This is a genomic window from Acinetobacter sp. NRRL B-65365, assembly GCF_001605865.1.
Classification (GTDB): Bacteria; Pseudomonadota; Gammaproteobacteria; order Pseudomonadales; family Moraxellaceae; genus Acinetobacter; species Acinetobacter vivianii.
Window position 1 is genome coordinate 45278 of record NZ_LRPD01000045.1, and the last position, 20284, is coordinate 65561.

The following is a 20284-nucleotide window of genomic DNA, read 5'->3' on the forward strand; positions in this document are numbered from 1 at the left end:
GTCAAGACCTTCTGTCTGAATTAGGAAATAATGACAGACGCATGCAAACGACCATTTTTATTTATATCTTATAGAAATAATAAATAACGATATAAAAATTTAATTAGTGATTAATACCTCATGTCTTTTATTTAGACATGATATTCTCACAAAGAATTAAAATGCATACCAAACATCCTAATTTAATAAACAAAAAATTAGACAAAATATTTCCTTTATATCTCAAACAATTACCTAAATATCAAAATTAAAACAGGCTAAAATACTGATAATAAAAAAGGACCTTTGCATATTAATACAAAAGCCCTTTCATATGAGACATATTACAACAAACTGATCCAAGAATGATTAACCAATCACATAATACTCATCAATATATTAACTTCTTATGTTTTAACATTAGATCTTTCTTTTCACTAGATAATTGCTCATTCATATCTTTTGATTGATACATCTTGTTTCTTTTAAACATAAATTCAGGCTTATAATTTCCTTCCTGATCATAATTAGCAGGATTAAATTCAGGAAAATCATCATAATAATCAGATACTTTTTGCATATTCATCTCCTATGACCCAATACAGATTATTAAAAACTAATATATTAAAGTATGTACCACAACAGAGCCATGCACTATATAAATAGTAAACGCTAAAAGATTCTATATGAGAAATGTAAGGAAAATTTACGATGTATTACAAGCATTACTAATGTAAATTACGTTCTGCTTGTGTTTACTTATTGACAAATCAACTATTATAAAAATTTTATCACTCTATAATAAAATAAAATGGCAATAAGAGAGATTAAAATTGAACAACAGAATAGATAAAACAAGTTCAACATTAGATTACTTACAGAGTTTGAGAGATAAACTTAGCTCAAATTATAATAAGCCATGTCTATTTCTAGATATAGATGGAACTTTAGCTGATTTTCAACTCGATCCAAATGACTGTTTTATTCCAGCTAAGACTTTAAATACTCTAGAAAAAATAATTTCAAATAAAATCCCTGTGGTTGCCGTAACAGGACGGGATATTGATTCTGCACGTAAATTATTTGAATCTCTTGATCTTCCAATTGCTGCATTGCATGGATTAGATATATACCTTGGAAAAGAAAAAGAATTACATGTATCCAAGAATTTCCTAGAAATTTCTTATATTTATAATATGTTAACTAAGGCATGTATTCCATATCCAGATTTACTGATTGAAAATAAGAAATCTTCAATTGCACTACATTATCGAAAAGCACCAGCGCTGGAATCTATAGCAAAAAAAATAATATTGGAAAGTCAGCAGGTATTCCCCAACCTAAAACTGATTCAAGGAAAATTCGTTTATGAATTAATCCCTGCTCAAGCGAATAAAGGCTTGGCAATCGAGGAAGTTTTAGCGCATTTCAACCAGCATGATCTTTATATTCCCGTTTTCATTGGTGACGACGTCACGGATGAAGATGGTTTTTATTTTGTGAATCAAGTGGAAGATGGCATCTCAATCAAGGTCGGTCAAGGGCTTACCCATGCCAGATACCAGCTTCAAGACACAAAACAAGTGCATGATTTTTTAGAATTATTTTTAGAACACATTCAGAACTATGACAACAAGGTTAAGGGTAACAACAACTTAGGTGGAGAGAAAATATGTCTAAATTAATTATTTTATCCAATCGTGTCAGTATTCCAAATGGAGAAAAACCTGCCGCAGGCGGACTTGCTGTCGCCATACAAGATGCGTTAGATGATATTGGCGGTGTATGGTTGGGATGGAATGGAGAAAAAGTCGATACACAAGAGGAAGTTCATTTTAATATCCTTCGTAAAGACAATGTTGAATATATCACCTGCCCTTTAACACATAATCAATATTCAGATTATTATGCTGGATTTGCCAATAATACGCTTTGGCCTGCTATGCATTATCGTTCAGACCTGATTGAATATAAGTCATCAGAATATGAGGGATATCAGCAAGTCAATTATTTATTCGCTCAAAAACTTGCTGAAATTGCACAACCAGATGATACCATTTGGGTGCATGATTATCATTTTTTAAGTGTGGCAAAATATTGTCGTGAATTGGGTATGCAAAATAAGATCGGATTTTTCCTGCATATTCCCTTTGCACCTTTATTTATCTGGCAAAGAATTCCGTGTGCCCAACAATTAATTGAGGATTTATGCCAATACGATGTGGTGGGTCTACAAACGGATAAAGATCAAAAAGTCTGTATGCAAGTATGCACCTCTTTATTGAAAGCACAGAAGATTCAACAGACTTTAGTCAGCTATCATCAGCGTTTGACTATGATTAAATGCTACCCGATTGGGGTAAATCCAGCAGCGATTCAAAAAGCGGCCCAACAGTTTATTGATGTACAAGACTTGCTTACCCGCCCAGTTGAGCTGAATGCTGCGAAAACCATTATTGGCGTAGATCGGATTGATTATTCAAAAGGTTTGCTGGAACGTTTTCTATCCTATGCAGAGTTCTTAGAGAAATATCCTGAGTATCAGCAACATATTCAACATTTACAGATTGCCTGCCCCTGCCGTTTGGAAGTTCCAGCCTATCAGCGTTTATTTGAGCGTTTCAAGATTAAGATCGAGATGATTAATCAGGAATTTGCACAGGAAGACTGGCAACCGGTGGAATGTATTTATGATGCAATGAAACATCATCATTTGATGCAAATCTATCGTCAAGCGGATGTGTGCTGGATCAGTTCAATACGAGATGGGATGAATCTGGTCGCGAAAGAATATATTGCCGCGCAAAATCCATCGAATCCTGGTGTACTGATTCTATCCAAATATGCAGGTGCTGCGGAGCATATGTCAGAAGCACTACTGGTTGATCCGACCGACAAAACGGCAATGGTCGATGCGTTAAAAACAGCACTGGAAATGCCACGACAAGAACGTATTTCACGCTACAAACAACTGATGAAAGGTTTAAAAGATTTTGATATTAATGACTGGCGCAATGCATTTCTTAATGACTTACAGTACAAAACTGCTTTGCAGGATTTCAGATTTATGGGCATGCGTAACGTTAACCCTATTTATCAAAATTTATAGTACTTCGATTTGTAAGGAACTGGCAGTATCCAGATATTGCCAGTTCAGTTCACTCTGACGCCTATTTCACGTAAGTAAAACGATTTAAAGCCACAATCAATAATAATAGAACGGATAACGCCATAAACACTGTACTTAAACCAATCAGCTCACCAATCATTCCAATGAAAGCAGGTCCAACCAAAATACCGGTATAAGCCAAAGTCGAAACACAAGACAAAGCAACTGCGCTTGCCATCACCGTCTGACGTCCAGCACGGGAAAACATGATCGGAACGATATTGGAACAACCTGCGCCAACCAGTGTATATCCCACTAAAACCAGCCACCAATGCGGTGCGATACCGACCAAAGCCAAACCTAAAGTTGCGCAAATCGCGCTATAGGTTAAAAGCTTTTTCTCACCAAAATAACGGATCAGGAAATGCCCTGTAAAACGACCTGTGGTCATGGCAATCGCGAAGAAGGTATACGCCAATCCTGCAAAAGCGGCATTAACCCCATATTCATGGGTTAAATAAATACCACTCCAGTCCATCGCCGCGCCTTCTGTCATGAAAATGATGAAGCAGGCAATACCAATTAACACAATTAAAGGCCGCGGCAAACGCTGACGTATCGACTTTTTCACTGTCGATGCTGCTTCTGAATCCGTATTTTCCACCGCTTTTATGCTGAATGGCACTGACAGAAAAGCAATAACCGCCAATAGTAAACTCACAGCAAGTGCACTAACTACAGGCGAAATATTTAAAGCAAGCAATGCAGTAATGGTTAGCACCCCTGCTAATCCACCGAGACTTGCCATACCATGAAAGCCAGACATTAATGATTTTAAGCTATTCTTCTCAACCACTACGGCCTGAATATTGAGTGCAACGCTCAAACTTCCTGCTGCTGTGCCAAATAAGAATAAGGTGATCGCCATCATTAACGGCGTATTCCATAAGCTGAGGCTTGGCAATAGAACGGCAAGCAAGAGTAAAGCGAACCCGATCGGCGCACGACAGCCAATACGCTGAACAATTTTACCTGTCGCAGGCATAGCCAGCATTGCACCTAAGCCACTGCATAAGAGTAATAAGCCAAAATCTGCATGATTAAAATGCAAACGTTGCTGAGCAAAAGGAATCAACGGCGCCCATGCAGCCGTGGCAAAACCAAGACCGAAAAAGCTAAAACGAGTTGAAAGACGTTGAGCACTTAATTGAATTTCAGGATCAATAAGAGCAGTTCTGGAAAAAAGGATCATTTAATACCATCCACACAAATTAACTCAGATCTTCCATCTCAGATAAATCTCCATAGAAAAACCCCTGCTAATCTATAGAGAAGTTCTATAAATCCACAGAGGCTTTTATGGCGAAATTATACACAAAATTACGGTAAAAACACTATTTTTTACAAATATAAAGTTATTATATTTCAATAACTTGGTTTCAAATTTACAATAAAATTAAAGTACTTATTTCTAAGGATTTTTTAATTTACATCAATATAATAAAGAATAAATTGATGCATATTCACCACTTAGTGTTTTTTAATCTAAAAATCTGAAAGTTTTCTTGTCTTAAAATATTTGCATATTAAAAAAATGATCAACTTGAGTTTCTTTGGCAGATAAAAGGTTCAATGTGCAACAAAAAAGCCTCTGCCCGTGTAGAGGCTTAATCATTGTTATGTTATAGAAACAGATTTAGATTTTGGCATGTGTACCATACTTATCAATCATGATGGAACTGGCTTCATTCAAACCACGTACGGTGACATGTATCCCATTTTTCTGGAATTTGCTGATGACCGAATCCAGCATTGCCACGGAAGTGACATCCCAAATATGAGAATGGGTTAAGTCGATAATCACCGCTTTCACGCCTTCTTTAAAGTCAAAACTCTGTAAGAACTTTTCTGACGAACTAAAAAAGATTTGCCCATGCAGTTCATACAAACGTGTAGCGCCTTCAAATGATGTCTTCACATGAATATCATTTTCCAGTTTATTGGCAAGAAATAATGCGGATAACAGTACGCCTGTTAATACACCTAAGGCCAGATTATGCGTAGCGACCACAACAGCAACTGTCGCGATCATCACCACATTACTGCTCTTTGGATTAGCGGTGAACTGGGTAATGGATTTCCATTCAAAGGTGCTGATTGAAACCATGATCATCACGGCAACCAAAGCAGCCATCGGAATGACTTTGAGCCAATCACTCAGAAAAACCACCAGAATGAGTAAAAATATACCCGCACAAAAGGTCGATAATCTGGTCAAACCACCTGATTTTACATTAATCATCGATTGACCAATCATGGCACAACCAGCCATCCCGCCCATAAATCCTGAAGCAATATTGGCAATACCCTGACCTTTACATTCCTGAAACTTGTCACTTGGCGTATCGGTCATTTCATCCACAATGGTTGCCGTCATCATCGATTCCAGCAGTCCGACGACAGCCATCGGAATCGAATAAGGCAAAATAATCATGAGTGTTTCAAGGTTTAAAGGAATATCAGGCAATAAAAATATAGGAAGCGTATTGGGTAACTCACCCATATCGCCTACCGTTCTAAGGTCAATTCCCATCGACATGGCGATCAGGGTAATGATGATAATGCAGACCAACGGCGATGGCAGAAGCTTTCCTAGTTTTGGAATTAGAGGAAATAAATAGATAATGGCTAAACCCAGAGCGACAAAAACATATACATGCCACGTTACGTTCATCAGCTCAGGTAACTGCGCCATAAAAATCAGAATCGCCAAAGCATTCACGAAACCAATGACCACTGACTTCGATACAAAACGCATCAACTTGGCCAGCTTCAGATAACCCGCAATAATCTGGAAGATACCTGTCAAAATAGTGGCTGCAAGTAAATATTGAAGTCCATGTTCTTTAACTAACGTGACCATGAGCAAAGCCATAGCCCCTGTTGCAGCAGAAATCATGGCTGGACGACCGCCGACAAAGGAAATCACAACCGCAATACAGAAAGAGGCATACAAGCCAATTTTAGGATCGACACCAGCAATAATAGAGAAAGCAATCGCTTCTGGAATAAGTGCCAGACCGACCACAAGTCCAGACAAAATATCCCCGCGAATATTGGAGAACCACTGTTCCCGAACATTGGATAACATAGAAATAGCCTATTTGTATAATTTTAAATCAAGGCTAGTGATGTGATATATACATGCACACGACTACACCACATCACTAGTCAAAGTGATGAGTTAATTTTCAAGCAAGAGAAATCAACTAGGGTGGCGTAAGCTGCATAAGATAAATGAAGAGATCAGAATGAATTGTGGCGCTAGACTAACATGGGTTCAAAATGATGTCATCTGATCATCTCCTTATATTTCGCTCTGACTCTTTCTTTGAATAAAAAAATACCGCCTTTAATGGCGGTACGCTGCAGTCCAGCGATTGCAGAAGTATGAGGGGTTCGGAGCCTCATACTTCTTTAGCACAACTTGTTTAACTCATTGAATGTTGTTTGAATTCTTCACTTTTAAAATAGGATACCAACTCGTCGTAGCAGTTCTCCTGCTGAGGACGAACCAGTTTTTCAAGCTGATAATGTACTGTAAATTCAGGTGGAATATTCTCAAGAATTGGCGGCAATTTTTTCTTACCTCCAATAGTAATTCTCTCAATAAACCCTGCCAGCCATAAAATGAATTCGTCCCGATGTTGATGATGTGGCACCAAGCTCACATCAATATTCAAGGCATCTTCGCGTAAAGGCTTTTGGAAACCTTCCTGAAAATCGATATACTGGTACAGCAATTTCATTTCTGTGCCCTTGATTTCCTTTCTCACCTCTTTAATTAAAAAATTTAGATACTCAATAGGCTTTTGCGTAAATTTTTTTTCATCTTTAAACTTGTTATATACTTTTTCCGCTATACGCAAATATTGTGGCATTTCTTATATCCTCCATTTATCTATACAAGATAAATTATGGAGATATCCTAGTTATCATTTGTAATGATTGTTTAGTTTTATTTTTACTATGTAACTGTAATGTTTAAAGAAAATTCTGAGCAGTGCAGTCAGGATTCACCATTAGATCAAGTAAAAAGAGTGATATTTTTAACATTTTTGAATCTTAATGATATCGGTTAGATGCTTTCCTGTTTCCCTCTCTGTATGTTGATATACAATTTGTAATATTTGCTTCGTCTCCAAATTTTTTAGGAAAAGAAGAATATTTTGCATCTCCTCAATATCATAGCCATATCCTATAAATAAGAACTCACCGCCCCCCTAGCCTCGTAATACTTTCTTCAAGCCTAAACATTTTATTCATAGCTTTACCTTATTATTTACGCACTACTATTTTATAATAAGATAAAATCATTAATTAGAAGTTATTCTACAGACTTCAACAACAACCAATATTCAAATATTATTAATCCAACTTATAAATTTACAATAAAATATTTTCCAACAATTCCACTCACAATAAAAACTAGACTATTAATTTAAATAAAAATCATTTTTAATCAAAATTAATCATAAGAACAAATAATTACTATTTTTTAAAATTAAAAATATAATTTACACTTTACTCTACAAAATTCTCTTAATTATTCTAATGCTGATTCAGTATTTATGCTCCATAAGCGGAGAATAAATTCAAGTTAAATTTAAGATGACAATGCACAAAAGTGGATGCCTTAAAGCAAGACCAGAACAATACATGAGCTTAAATAAAAGCTAAAGATGAGATAGATAAGCACACAAGAAATCACTGCTCAGCGCACGCCACTAATCGAGTCAATCTACTGAATCTCAAGGTTACACGTGATAATAGTATTAACAATTTAATAAATAAATTTAGTTAAATCTTACATTTAATCGGGTTTTACTAGAGATAATGCTTATCACTTGAAGAATGAGATCAAATGACGTACCAAAACGAAATACAGACTTTAACCAATCTTGCAACCACCTTTCGGGAAGCTTTGGATCACGTGACGAATGGCTTTATTACAGGGGCATTTAGTAAATTCCCAAAGGAATGTGGTTCTGATGCCTGTGACCTATTGCAGTATTATTTACTCAATGTCCATTATATTAAGTCTGATTATCGGGTCGGAAAAGTTCAGATTTCTTCACGCACACCAGAAATCGCGCACTGTTATCTGGTTGTGAATGGCGTTATTCTTGATCTTACAGCCGATCAATTTCATAAAGAATGGTTTCCTAAAGTCATTGTTTGTGAAAGTGCCCAGTATCCTTTGACACCCTATTTTAAATATGTGCGTAGTAAATCTGGACAAGACCTTATCCCATTAAACCCTTATTTACAGTCTATTTATGATCAAGTGTTAAAATATTTACAAAGAAAATAGGTTTATCTTTCAAGTGAAATATTCGAGTATAAAATACAGCCTTATTATTTTATACTCGAACAAAAAAGAGTAAAGTCTAGCGATACTCTAAAAATAAAAGGTGCTGTATTGTCTAATCTCTTTCTACTACCCGCATACTGCTTCTGTATTCGCATTTGAATGTGACATCGTCTGTAAATGCTCAAAAAAATGATGCATATTGGTTGCCCATTTGCTCATATCTTTATCTGCAATCAGATAAGTGTTGATATCTCCAACAAAATCCATGTCATGTATCTGCACCCGATCAGCAAAATGTGATTGCTGTACATAACTCACAGGCAAAATCGCAAGCCCAACGTCTAGGCTGACGCAACTGACGATGCCATCTAGACTGCCCATTTCTATGATATTCGCTGCCGGAAGTTGAAATGATGAAAGAAAGGAATCAATTGCTTTGCGATAACTACAGCCTTGCTTGAAGGCAATAAATTTCTGTTGAACCAGATATTCCTTTGAAAGTTGTTGTGGTGCTTTTTTTGAAGAAATTAAGACCAGTTTCTCTGTCCAAACATGGAAATTAAACATACCTTCGATCGGGGCATGATTGGCAACAAATGCACAATCCAGCTTGGAGGTTTTTACCAAATCGATCAGCTCCCGACTCGGGGCAGTCGATAAGGCAAAAGGAAAATCGGGCGCAGATTCTTGTAAATCACGAAATAAGGCTGGAAGCCTCACCGCCGCTGTTGTTTCCATACTGCCAATTTCTAAAGGACAACGGGCTGCCAATTGGGTATTACAGAAGGTATCCAGCAGCTCTTGTTGTAGATCGAGCATTTTTTCTGCATAACCATATAACTGTATACCTGCCCGAGTCGGCTGAATTGGATTCTGCCGATGCAACAGTTCAACTTTAAGTTCGGTTTCTAGTTTCTTGATATGACTGGTGACATTGGACTGTACCGTATGCAATCGCTTTGCGGCTTCGGAAAAACTGCCTAACTTCACCACTGCCATGAACATTTCTAAAGACTTAATCTGCATCGCTATCACTATTAAAGATAGTTTGTATCAATTCAAATCATTTTACATGATTAATGACTCTTGTTTAAATTTTATTGAATTTCTCCAGATATCATGCTGATTCAAAATGAACGTGTCTAAACTTATATTTCTCATCTGTATTCTAAGTTGTTTTAGCTATGGGCTTTTTCTGGTCGATAGCAAAATCTTTGGCAAAGCACGACCTTTAGATCACATCAACTATAGCGATTAAATTTTGGTGCTGAACATGATCAAGACTAAAGGAATAAACGCTCATAAGCAGCAAACACTGCAATCCGCATTCTGTGCAGCGCTGATTATGGCGATTGGGATGGGATTTGGCCGCTTTGCATTCACGGCGGTCTATCCACATATGATTGAGGAAGGCATTTTAAATTTGCATAGTGCCAGTGTCGCAGCATCCGCTAACTATGCAGGCTATTTGTTTGGGGCTTTATTCGCAATTAGAATCCAGTCGCAGCACAGCTATTTCACCTGTGTATTTGCAACGCTAGGTACAGCACTTTGTCTCACCCTTCTTGCTTATCTAGATTCAGCTTCGGTCATTATTCTTATTCGTGGTCTTGCGGGTGTATTGAGTGCCTTCGCTATGATTTCAGCCTCGTTATGGCTGTTAGAACAACAGAAACAAGTGCATCAAGCCCCTATTTTATATGCAGGCGTTGGTCTTGGGATTGCCTTGTCCGCTGAACTTTTAGCTTTTGGTACAGAACTTGGGTGGCAGAGTAAAAGCTTATGGTTATTGCTTGGGCTGTCCAGTTTTGGCCTTGGCTTCGCTGCTATTGTGGGTTTATCTCGAGCTCAGCCCAGACAGGTGTTAAAGTCGCATCTCTCTCATGGCAATACTCAACTGCCCAAAGCTGTCTCACTGATTCTGATTTATGCCTTGGCAGGTTTTGGCTACATTATCACGGCAACCTATTTACCCTTGCTGGTTAAACAGGCGTTACCGAATATTGATGCGGCACATATTTGGGCGATCTTTGGTTTGGGTGCGATTCCTTCCTGTTTTTTTTGGCATTATCTCCACGACAGACTTGGGACACGAATCGCACTATCTTCTAATCTGGGAGTACAGGCTGTCGGCGTTGTATTACCCATCATGCTGCCAACCGCTTTGGGTTATCTGTTGAGCGCATTACTGGTGGGTGGAACCTTTATGGGAACTGTGACCATTGCCATGCCTGTCGCACAGCGAATCGCACGTCAAAGCAAAAATAATTTAATTGCTATCATGACCGTTGTCTATGGTCTCGGTCAGATCATCGGACCAATCACAGCAAATGTCCTATTTACAGTCTATCACACCCTCAATAGCTCACTAATAACTGCTGCGGGTGCATTATTGATTGCCACACTGATGAGTCTAAAATCAACTAAAGCGATTCATTAAGCTAAAATAGATAGATTAAAAAACCTTCATCTGCTTGTATTGTTGCAGCTCATCTAAGGAGTTAATGCTATGACAAAACAGGCTTTGTTTTTGAAATGCGACCGTCTGTGCATTCAATTGTTTAAAACAATCTCGCAAGCTGAGTTTGTTCTCAGCGATTGCTTGTTCCAGCACCGACAAACTTTCTCGCTTTAGCAAACAAAATGGATATAAAGCATCTCCATTCATTGTGACGTAGGCTACTTGTGTTTGAAGATTCTTGTGTAAAGCTCGATGCAGTTTGACTAAAACCTGATTGGGAATATAAGTCACATCACAGGGAATAAATAAAACATAGTCAGCTTTAATATGCGACCATGCGCTTTTCATGCCCATTAATGGGCCTAAAAAACCCTGCTGATCATCAGCATAGCATTGAATATCTGGTTCAATCTGTTGGTAAATCGAACGATCACGATGGCTATTCACCCAAATCTGTTGTACTTGGGTCTTAAAATGCTCACAAATTTTTAACAGTTGAATCTGATCATCGAACTGTTGCAGTAGCTTGTTCACGCCATTCATACGACGCGCTTGTCCTCCCGCCAAGATCACCAGATCTGTAGCAGGATATTCGGTATTCATGCTTCTGCCTCCAGTTGACAGTTTTTGATCAAGCCACGAATTTCAGGTAAACAGGAACCACAATTTCCGCCTGCTTTTAAACATGCCGTGACTTGTTTTTCATGCGTGATATTTTGCGTTTTAATGGCTTCAATAATCTTATTTTTACCCACTTTAAAGCAACTACAGACCAATGGTCCATCATTATTTGCAGCGGACATTGGCATACCCGCCAGCAGTGCTTTACGATGCAGGGCACTTAATCTTTCACGTTTAAATAGGCTCGCCACCCAATCCCGATCAGGCAATAGATCGGCAGGTGCAATATATAAACTGGCAACCAGAATGCCTTCTTTTAAAATCACACTATGACTGAGTTGCGATGAAATATCTTCAAGGCTTAACCATTCATAAGTTTCATCGACAAAAGGCAGGAAGCTTTTTAAATTCTTTTGGGTTTGATCAATACTCTGACGATCGGCAATTTCATAACGAATGGCTTTTGCAGTTTTGATCTTGGTCCACCATGCACAATTTTGCAATGAAGCTTTGATATGATGTTCAAAGCCTTCACGTACATAGAGCACGCCTTGCCAAGTGGTATGAAATGGCTGAATCGCGACAGGGGTATGTTTAAATTCAGGTTCACCTGAAATCGCATCCACCACAGGATTGACCACTTTACCAATCCGCGCATCAGAAGCGACTTGCTCAGTCCAGTGAATCGGTGCAAAGATTTGGCCACGGCGAACCCCTTGTGCCAAGGTCACACGCAGCACACAACGGCCCCATTCCGAGCGAACTTCGACCAAAGCTTTATCACGAATACCAAATTTTAACGCATCATTCGGGTGAATCTCACAAAATGGTTCAGCGCGATGTGTGGTGAGATTTGCCGATAAACCCGTGCGAGTCATGGTATGCCACTGATCACGGATACGCCCCGTATTCAACACCAATGGATAATCTTCAGAGATCGCATGCACTGGATCTATGGCAACGGTTGGAATCAATTTGGCTTTTTGGTTTTTATGACTAAAACGACCTCGATCAAATAGCTGCTCCACCGCAACACTTTGACCTTTCTCCCATACAGGCCATTGGATTGGGCGTAGATGATCATATTCATCCAGACTTAAATTCATGAGGCCTTTTAAATTGAAATAACGGAAATTTTCAACTTGGTCACGTTGGTCAACACTGGCATTTTGATAAGCCGATAAAGCCGCATGTTCATTAAAAATGTCACAGGCATGATTAAAATCAAAACCATTAAATCCCAGTTTTTTTGCAACCTGAGCAACTGCCCACCAATCAGCTTTGGCTTGTTTTGGCGGCGTTAAAAATGCACGTTGACGTGAGATACGGCGTTCAGAATTGGTGACTGTGCCATCTTTCTCCCCCCAACCCAGCGCAGGTAACAATACATCTGCATACGCCGTGGTATCGGTATCTGCACAAATATCAGAGACCACCACAAACTCACATTTTTGCAATGCACGTTTGACTTGATCTGCATCGGGTAAGCTCACCACAGGATTCGTTGCCATAATCCAGATGGCTTTGATTTTGCCGCTTTCCACTGCTTGGAATAAATCAACTGCTTTTAAGCCTGCCTGCTTGGCAATCACAGGGCTATTCCAGAAATCTTGTACCAGTTTTTGATGTGAAGAATTGTCCAAATCCAGATGCGCAGCCAACATATTGGCGAGCCCACCTACCTCACGGCCGCCCATGGCATTGGGTTGACCTGTCATTGAAAATGGCGCTGCACCTAATTTGCCAATTTTCCCAGTCAGTAAATGACAGTTGATAATGCTATTGGCTTTGTTCACCCCTTGAGAGGATTGATTAACGCCCATTGAAAATAGCGTAATCACTTTCTCCGTCTTGGCAAATTTATCAAAAAAAAGTTGTAATTTTTCTGCGGAGATCCCTGTCCGTTTCACTAATCCATTAAAATCTTGTTCGCTGCTACTCGCGTCTAAAAGTGCCGCTAAACCTTCGGTATAGGTCTCTACAAAATGCTGATCGATGTAATCATTGCGATATAAATACTGAAACAAGCCGTTAAATAAAGCCACATCTTGACCAGGTAAGATCGGCAAATGTAAATCCGCTTGCTCACAGGTACTGGTAAAACGAGGGTCGACCACCACCACAAATAAATCTGGATTCTTACTTTTGGCCTGCATGATGCGTTGATACAAAACAGGATGACACCATGCCGTATTAGAGCCAACTAAAACAACCATGTCAGTATATTCAAAATCTTCATAACTGGCTGGAACAATATCTTCGCCAAAAGCACGTTTATGTGCCGCAACCGCAGATGACATACATAAGCGTGAATTGGTATCAATATTGGCAGTACCTAAATAGCCTTTTACAAACTTATTCACCACATAATAGTCTTCCGTCAGCAACTGACCTGAGACATAAAATGCAACACTGTCTGCGCCATATTGATCAATACAGGCTTGAAATTGATCTGAAATTTTCTCAATCGCTTGATCCCATGTGGTGACTTGACGATGGTTTTTACGACCAAACATCGGATGCAAGACACGGGTTTCCAAGCCCAATGTATCTGCAAGATTGCTGCCCTTGATACACAACCGTCCAAAGTTTGAAGGATGATTCATATCACCGGCGACTTGTACCGTCGTGCCATGCGTTTTATGTTGGACACTGACATCCACACCACAGCCCACGCCACAATAGGGGCATGTTGTTTTTGTTATGATTGTTTCTGCTTGATCGGAGCGACTGTGTTCTAAATTTTGAATACTGTTCATGACTGCCCCTTTTACCTAGTTAATCTTTTTAAAGATGCATACTCTCGGGAGTCTTACCGAGTTCTCATCTTATTTTCAGGCTAAGCCTTCGGCTCGACCTACTTTTCATTCGGGAAAAGTAGGCAAAACCATTGTCATCTGCAAAACCTGTTCTCTTCTGTCACCTGTTTAGCTTCATCGCAGAAACATTTCTTACAAAAACTATGCAGGTTGCAGATGACCCTTCCGAGTATCAAATTACTTACTGAGGAATTTAATCTCTTAGAAATATTACCCTGCCTTTTTCATTGCAAAATCCTTACCAAATAACAGCTTGTTTCTAAAAGTAGAAACGGGTGTTTGATCTGCAATCAACTCGGCATACCACATGCCATCTTCCGTATCACCAAACAGAACAGCACCAATCACTTTGTCTTTCTGGATAATGATACGTTTATATATTTGACGCTTATCATCATTGAGGATGATGTCTTCATAATCTTCCTTCGGCTCGCTATTTTCTAAATCAATTCGCCCAGCCGAGAATACGTCGACACCACTGACTTTTAACTGTGTTGGTACGGTTGGTGATTTAAAGGTTAAGCTGCCATGTTCAGCCAAATGCGTTGCACAGATGAATGCTTGTCCCCATAAGGGTTCAACCAAACCAAAAGTTTGATTACGATGCTCGATGCATTCGCCCACAGCATAGATACTTGGATCAAAGGTTTGCATGGTGTCATTCACCAAAATGCCACGATTACAACGTAGTCCTGCACTTTGAGCCAAAGCAATATTTGGACGGATCCCGACCGCAAAAATGACTAAGTCAGCATCCAGTACAGTTCCATCTTTAAGACGGACTTGACTGACATGCCCCTCTTCACCAATCAATGCTTCAGTATTGGCTTCAGTAATGATATTGATGCCCTTTTGTTCAATACTATGGCGCAACATGCGGCTGGCACGACCATCCAACTGACGTTCCATAATTCGATCCATCAGGTGTAGAACGGTCACATTCATACCGCGTTGTTTCAGTCCATACGCCGCTTCCAGACCCAGCAAACCACCACCAATCACCACGGCATTTTTCTTGGTTTCGCAATATTTGATCATGGTGTTGACATCGTAAATATCACGGAAGCTGATCACGCCTTTTAAATCCACACCTTGCACAGGTGGAATAAACGGTGATGAACCTGTTGCAATGATCAAACGATCATAATCAACGCTTTCGCCTTTCTCTGTATGTACAATCTTGCGAGTACGATCAATTTTTACAGCAGGATCATCAGCAATGAATTGAATCCCTTTATCGCGATACCATGCATGTGGATGCAGCATGATGTCATCAATGGTTTTTTCACCTGAAAGCACTGGTGACAGCATAATACGGTTGTAATTGCCCCAAGGTTCTTCACCAATCACCGTCACCTCATAGCGATCTGGTGCCATGTCTAGTAAATCCTCTAAGCAACGCATCCCCGCCAGACCATTGCCAATCAGCACCAGTTTCAGCTTTTCTTGTGCAGCGCCATTGTTGGTAATATAGGTTTTTTGCGGAACAGAACCGACCCAAACACGACCATTTTCAATTTTGGTTGGAAAAACCAATAACTTTTGGTCTTTATCTTCCAGACAACGACCGGTCGCTAAACTGAAATGTTGCTTATAAATCGGCGATGCAATGACACGTTCACCTTGTAAATCGCCAATAATGCCACGACACATCACGTTGGCTTGGCTGAACGGATCCTTATTGCTTAAAGCATAAATACGTTTTTCATACCCAACACGAAACAGTGCCACTGATTGACCTTCAATCAATGCGCCGACACCTGTATTTGGTGTGATGTCATCCAAAGCACACACCTCAACCCATTGATTTTCTGGCAGCATATTCATGTTCTTTAAACTGGTCATTTGAATTCTCCTTATGCTTCAACCATTGGGATACGATCGACTGAACGCTCAGCGTCATTTAATGGGCGAATCTGATCACGCACTTGAGTAAATTGAATATGTGGATCAGCTTGCTCTTCTGCACTGGCGTTGATATAGGTTTGGAAGCGTTTACGGATTTCAGGGTCTTCAACCGCGGTACGCCATTCATCTTGATAAGTGCCAATCACATGGCTCATACGGCTTTCGAGTTCTTCGGCAAGCCCTAGCGAATCATCGACAATCACTGATTTAAGATAATCCAAACCACCTTCCATATTGTCACGCCATACACTGGTGCGTTGTAAACGATCCGCAGTTTGAATATAGAACATAAAGAAACGATCGATATAACGAATCAAGGTTTGGGTATCAAGATCAGATGCCAATAGCTCTGCATGACGTGGTTTCATGCCGCCATTCCCACAAACATACAGGTTCCAGCCTTTCTCGGTGGCAATTACCCCGACATCTTTACCTTGTGCCTCTGCACATTCACGGGTACAACCCGACACAGCCATTTTCAGTTTATGTGGTGAACGTAAACCTTTATAACGATTCTCAAGTTCAATCGCCAAGCCCACAGAATCATCCACGCCATAACGACACCATGTACTACCGACACATGATTTCACGGTACGTAACGATTTACCGTAAGCATGACCTGATTCAAAACCTGCTGCGTTGAGCTCTTCCCAAATAAATGGCAGTTGATGGATTTGCGCACCAAATAAGTCGACCCGTTGTCCACCTGTGATTTTGGTATACAGGTTATATTTTTTGGCAATTTGACCGACAGCGATTAAACCATCTGGCGTAACTTCACCACCTGCCATACGCGGAACAACCGAATAAGAACCATCTTTTTGAATATTGCCCAAGTAGTAATCGTTACTGTCTTGTAGACCCGCATGGCTTGGCTCAAGTACGAAATCATTCCAGCAGGATGCCAAAATATTGGCCGCCATTGGCTTACAAATATCACAGCCTAGACCATGACCATGTTGCTGAATCAAATCATCAAAAGTCTTGATTTCATTGACACGAACCAAGTGATAAATCTCTTGGCGTGAGTATGGGAAGTGCTCACAAACATGGTTATTGACCGTTACCCCTTGACGCTGTAACTCAGATTTCAATACTTGAGTCACTAACGGCGCACAACCACCACAGGCCGTCGCCGCTTTGGTACATTTTTTCAACGCACCCAAAGAGGTTGAGCCATCACAAATCGCTTGGCAAATATCGGCTTTAGAGACGTTGTTACATGAACAAATGGTTGCACTATCGGGTAATAAATCAACACCACTGCCACCTGCTTTCGCACCTGAATCGGCAAATCCCGGCATGATCAAACTTTCAGGCGTTTCGGGAAGCGTCAAACCATTCAACATCATTTGTAGCAGATCATTGTATTCTTTGGCATCACCCACCAATACCGCACCAAGCAATTTGGTTTTGTCTGCGTCAACCACAATTTTTTTATAAACCAATGCATCCTCATCAGCATAGAAATAGCTGAGTGAGTTTGGCGTCATGCCATGCGCGTCACCGACGGAGGCAACATCAACACCCATCAATTTCAATTTGGTGCTCATATCTGCACCTGCAAAACAATGCGTATCTTCAGCGAGGATATGTTTTGCCGCGATTCGTGCCATGTCATAGCCCGGTGCAACTAAGCCATAGATTTTGTTATCCCACAGTGCACATTCACCAATCGCATAAATATTGTCATCTGAGGTTTGGCAATAATCATTGATTTTAATCCCGCCACGTTCACCCAATGCTAAGCCACTGACACGCGCTAATTCATCACGCGGACGAATCCCTGCCGAGAATAAAATGATATCGGTTTCAAGTTCGCTACCGTCGGCAAATTTCATCACATGTGTTGCGCTTTCACCTGCTTCAATACATTGTGTGGCTTTTTGCGTGTGAACTTTAACCCCAAGATTTTCAATTTTACGGCGCAATACTTTACCGCCAAGATCATCTATCTGTACCGCCATCAAACGTGGTGCAAATTCCACCACATGCGTTTCCAAATTTAAATCACGTAGTGCTTTGGCTGCTTCCAATCCCAATAAGCCACCACCAATCACCACACCTGTCTTCGCATTCAGACTTGCTGCACGAATCGCATCCAAGTCTTCAATGGTACGATAGACAAAACAGTTTTCACGGTCATTGCCTGAGATTGGAGGAACAAAGGCATAAGAACCTGTTGCCAATACCAATTTGTCATAATGAATCACATCACCAAAATTGGTGGTCACCGTTTGCTCAGTAGGATTGATCTCAACCGCTTTGGTGTTTAATCGGAGGTCAATCCCATGCGCGTCTGCAAAATCAAAACGCGCCAGTGATAAGTCTTTTGCTGTTTTACCAGAGAAATATTCAGTCAAATGTACGCGGTCATAAGCAATACGAGGTTCTTCCGCAAGAATGGTAATTTCTAATTCATCATCCGCTTTCTCCAAGATGGCTTCGATGAATTTATGTCCCACCATACCGTGACCAATCATCACTAATTTCATTGTGTTTCTCCTAAAATCTGACGAATGATTAAGCTATGCTGCTTTGTTCTGAGCCACGTTCTAAAACGGCCTGCTCAAACAGACGTTGTTCTTTTTCTTTATGTTCGACTGAAAAGCGAATCAACATGACTGAACCTGCTGCAAAGACGACTAGGCCACCTAAAACCATCAAACAGGTTTGAATATCGACCATGCCTTTTAATAGGAAGCCTGCTGCAACTGCACCCACATTGCCACCTGCCCCAATAATGCCTGCCACGCCGCCTAAAGCATCACGATCAATGAATGGAACTAAGGCATAAGTTGCACCACAAGCCATATGGGTAAATAGTGCAAATACCGTCATACTCATCATGGCAAGTGCAACGCTATTCATTTGTGAAAACAGCATCAGGAATAAGCCTTCACCCAAGATCAGGATAAACAGCACTTTGGTACGACCGTCCAGTCCTTTTTTCAGTGCGACTTTGTCTGAAACCAGTCCACCTAAGGCACGCGCAAATAGAGCCAATAAACCAAAGATTCCCGCAGCCAGCCCCGCTTCTTTTAATCCAAAATTGAAGTGCTCGACGTAATACATCGCAATGATGTTGTGCATGAAAATTTCGATACCAAAACACGCGGCATAAGAGGCAAACAATATCCAGACACGATAGTTGCGTGCTGCGTGCATCAAGATTGCAACACCACCTTTTTTGTCACTTCCAACCACAACACCTTGCTCGCGCAATGCTTTAAAGTCGCCTTGAGGACAATCTTGGGTAAGCTTCCAGTAAAGAATACCGACGATCACCATCATCACACCTGGAACGATCAGCGCAATTCTCCAACCCATCGCTTGTTCAACACCAAACATCACCAATGCAGCCAATAGCAATGGCATCAAAGCTTGTGTAGCACCACCACCCGCATTACCCCAACCCGCTGAAGTAGCATTCGCGGTTCCCACCACATTTGGCGCAAACATAATGCTGGTATGGTATTGCGTGATCACGAAGCTGGCACCGATGGCACCAATCAGCAAACGGAAGAAGAGAAAGGATTCGTAACTGTTGGCTGCGGCTACACCAAATACAGGAATACTGCCGATGAGTAACAAAGCGGTATAGGTTTTACGTGGGCCATACTTATCGCACAGCGGCCCGACAATGAGGCGGACTACAATGGTGATTGCAACAGCAGCAATATTGATATTTGCGATTTGGTCTTTGGTTAAATGGAATTCACCTGCGATCACCGGCATTAACGGCGCACAGGCAAACCAAGCAAAGAAGCAAACAAAGAAAGCCAGCCAGCTCATGTGGAATGCCCGCATTGCTGGTGCAGAAAAGTTAAATAACTTGATTGAAGTTGCTTTTTTAGCAGATAAATCTAAAGACATAGCCATCTCCCATACTGAACGTAATTTGCTTTGTTGACACATCAGGTTGTGTAAACAAATCGATCAGATCGGACATCGTTGGCCGTCTTATAACTTTACAAGTCATCTTTGACTCATGAGATATTTAGCAATTGCTA

General features: G+C 40.4%; 14 protein-coding genes. 4 read left to right on the top strand and 10 right to left on the bottom strand.

Going from position 1 to position 20284, the window contains the following annotated elements:
* Window positions 1-370: 370 nt before the first annotated feature.
* A complete protein-coding gene (locus AWW72_RS15195) occupies window positions 371-559 on the bottom strand; it encodes a hypothetical protein (RefSeq protein ID WP_004771964.1) in 189 nt (62 codons plus the stop codon).
* A 253-nt stretch (window positions 560-812) separates the two neighbouring features.
* Between AWW72_RS15195 and otsB the strand changes: the two genes are divergently transcribed.
* Both otsB and AWW72_RS15205 read left to right on the top strand, forming a co-directional pair.
* Entirely contained in the window at window positions 813-1664 is an 852-nt protein-coding gene (otsB, locus tag AWW72_RS15200) for a trehalose-phosphatase (RefSeq protein WP_062847892.1), read from the top strand.
* Complete coding sequence (locus AWW72_RS15205) at window positions 1652-3088, top strand: trehalose-6-phosphate synthase (protein ID WP_062847893.1); 1437 nt, start codon at window positions 1652-1654, stop codon at window positions 3086-3088. The genes otsB and AWW72_RS15205 overlap by 13 nt, the downstream gene beginning before the upstream one ends.
* 61 nt (window positions 3089-3149) lie before the next feature.
* Here AWW72_RS15205 and AWW72_RS15210 read toward each other — a convergent pair whose 3' ends face one another.
* The 3 genes from AWW72_RS15210 to AWW72_RS15220 all read right to left on the bottom strand — a co-directional run bounded on the left by AWW72_RS15210 (window position 3150) and on the right by AWW72_RS15220 (window position 7029).
* The gene (locus AWW72_RS15210; protein WP_062847894.1) at window positions 3150-4340 is read right to left on the bottom strand and encodes an MFS transporter; all 1191 of its coding nucleotides are present in this window, start codon (window positions 4338-4340) and stop codon (window positions 3150-3152) included.
* 444 nt (window positions 4341-4784) lie between these two features.
* Window positions 4785-6239, bottom strand: a complete 1455-nt coding sequence (locus AWW72_RS15215) for a SulP family inorganic anion transporter (protein WP_062847895.1) — start codon at window positions 6237-6239, stop codon at window positions 4785-4787.
* A 340-nt stretch (window positions 6240-6579) separates the two neighbouring features.
* Window positions 6580-7029, bottom strand: coding sequence for a hypothetical protein (locus AWW72_RS15220; protein WP_062847896.1), 450 nt, complete (start codon window positions 7027-7029; stop codon window positions 6580-6582).
* Between the two features lie 983 nt (window positions 7030-8012).
* Between AWW72_RS15220 and AWW72_RS15230 the strand changes: the two genes are divergently transcribed.
* Window positions 8013-8462 (top strand): hypothetical protein, encoded by a 450-nt coding sequence (locus tag AWW72_RS15230; protein ID WP_004771956.1) that lies wholly within the window; start codon window positions 8013-8015, stop codon window positions 8460-8462.
* A 126-nt stretch (window positions 8463-8588) separates the two neighbouring features.
* Here the strand turns inward: AWW72_RS15230 and AWW72_RS15235 are convergent, their stop codons facing one another.
* Window positions 8589-9488: a LysR family transcriptional regulator gene (locus tag AWW72_RS15235; protein ID WP_081410391.1), complete on the bottom strand. Its 900-nt coding sequence runs from the start codon at window positions 9486-9488 to the stop codon at window positions 8589-8591.
* 247 nt (window positions 9489-9735) lie between these two features.
* On the opposite strand from AWW72_RS15235, the gene AWW72_RS15240 reads away from it, so the two are divergent.
* Complete coding sequence (locus AWW72_RS15240; RefSeq protein WP_062847897.1) at window positions 9736-10902, top strand: YbfB/YjiJ family MFS transporter; 1167 nt, start codon at window positions 9736-9738, stop codon at window positions 10900-10902.
* 15 nt (window positions 10903-10917) lie between these two features.
* Here AWW72_RS15240 and AWW72_RS15245 read toward each other — a convergent pair whose 3' ends face one another.
* From AWW72_RS15245 to AWW72_RS15265, 5 genes are all read right to left on the bottom strand, one after another.
* The gene (locus AWW72_RS15245; protein ID WP_062847898.1) at window positions 10918-11526 is read right to left on the bottom strand and encodes an NTP transferase domain-containing protein; all 609 of its coding nucleotides are present in this window, start codon (window positions 11524-11526) and stop codon (window positions 10918-10920) included.
* On the bottom strand, window positions 11523-14303 hold the full coding sequence (locus tag AWW72_RS15250; RefSeq protein WP_062847899.1) for a nitrate reductase: 2781 nt from the start codon (window positions 14301-14303) through the stop codon (window positions 11523-11525). Before AWW72_RS15250 ends, AWW72_RS15245 begins: the two co-directional genes overlap by 4 nt.
* Before the next feature lie 270 nt (window positions 14304-14573).
* The gene (nirD, locus tag AWW72_RS15255) at window positions 14574-16208 is read right to left on the bottom strand and encodes a nitrite reductase small subunit NirD (protein ID WP_062847900.1); all 1635 of its coding nucleotides are present in this window, start codon (window positions 16206-16208) and stop codon (window positions 14574-14576) included.
* 11 nt (window positions 16209-16219) lie between these two features.
* Window positions 16220-18766 carry a nitrite reductase large subunit NirB gene (nirB, locus tag AWW72_RS15260; protein ID WP_062847901.1) on the bottom strand — a complete coding sequence of 849 codons (2547 nt, stop codon included), beginning with the start codon at window positions 18764-18766 and terminating at the stop codon, window positions 16220-16222.
* A gap of 28 nt (window positions 18767-18794) precedes the next feature.
* Entirely contained in the window at window positions 18795-20147 is a 1353-nt protein-coding gene (locus AWW72_RS15265) for an MFS transporter (protein ID WP_005257281.1), read from the bottom strand.
* Window positions 20148-20284 lie beyond the last annotated feature (137 nt).

Excerpts from the sequence above, each read along its gene's own strand:
- AWW72_RS15195 (WP_004771964.1), bottom strand. The coding sequence starts at position 559 with ATGCAAAAAGTATCTGATTATTATGATGATTTTCCTGAATTTAATCCT.
- AWW72_RS15205 (WP_062847893.1), top strand. The coding sequence starts at position 1,652 with ATGTCTAAATTAATTATTTTATCCAATCGTGTCAGTATTCCAAATGGA.
- AWW72_RS15240 (WP_062847897.1), top strand. The coding sequence starts at position 9,736 with ATGATCAAGACTAAAGGAATAAACGCTCATAAGCAGCAAACACTGCAA.
- AWW72_RS15230 (WP_004771956.1), top strand. The coding sequence starts at position 8,013 with ATGACGTACCAAAACGAAATACAGACTTTAACCAATCTTGCAACCACC.
- AWW72_RS15265 (WP_005257281.1), bottom strand. The coding sequence starts at position 20,147 with ATGTCTTTAGATTTATCTGCTAAAAAAGCAACTTCAATCAAGTTATTT.
- nirB (WP_062847901.1), bottom strand. The coding sequence starts at position 18,766 with ATGAAATTAGTGATGATTGGTCACGGTATGGTGGGACATAAATTCATC.
- nirD (WP_062847900.1), bottom strand. The coding sequence starts at position 16,208 with ATGACCAGTTTAAAGAACATGAATATGCTGCCAGAAAATCAATGGGTT.
- AWW72_RS15235 (WP_081410391.1), bottom strand. The coding sequence starts at position 9,488 with ATGCAGATTAAGTCTTTAGAAATGTTCATGGCAGTGGTGAAGTTAGGC.
- AWW72_RS15215 (WP_062847895.1), bottom strand. The coding sequence starts at position 6,239 with ATGTTATCCAATGTTCGGGAACAGTGGTTCTCCAATATTCGCGGGGAT.
- AWW72_RS15210 (WP_062847894.1), bottom strand. The coding sequence starts at position 4,340 with ATGATCCTTTTTTCCAGAACTGCTCTTATTGATCCTGAAATTCAATTA.
- AWW72_RS15250 (WP_062847899.1), bottom strand. The coding sequence starts at position 14,303 with ATGAACAGTATTCAAAATTTAGAACACAGTCGCTCCGATCAAGCAGAA.
- AWW72_RS15245 (WP_062847898.1), bottom strand. The coding sequence starts at position 11,526 with ATGAATACCGAATATCCTGCTACAGATCTGGTGATCTTGGCGGGAGGA.
- AWW72_RS15220 (WP_062847896.1), bottom strand. The coding sequence starts at position 7,029 with ATGCCACAATATTTGCGTATAGCGGAAAAAGTATATAACAAGTTTAAA.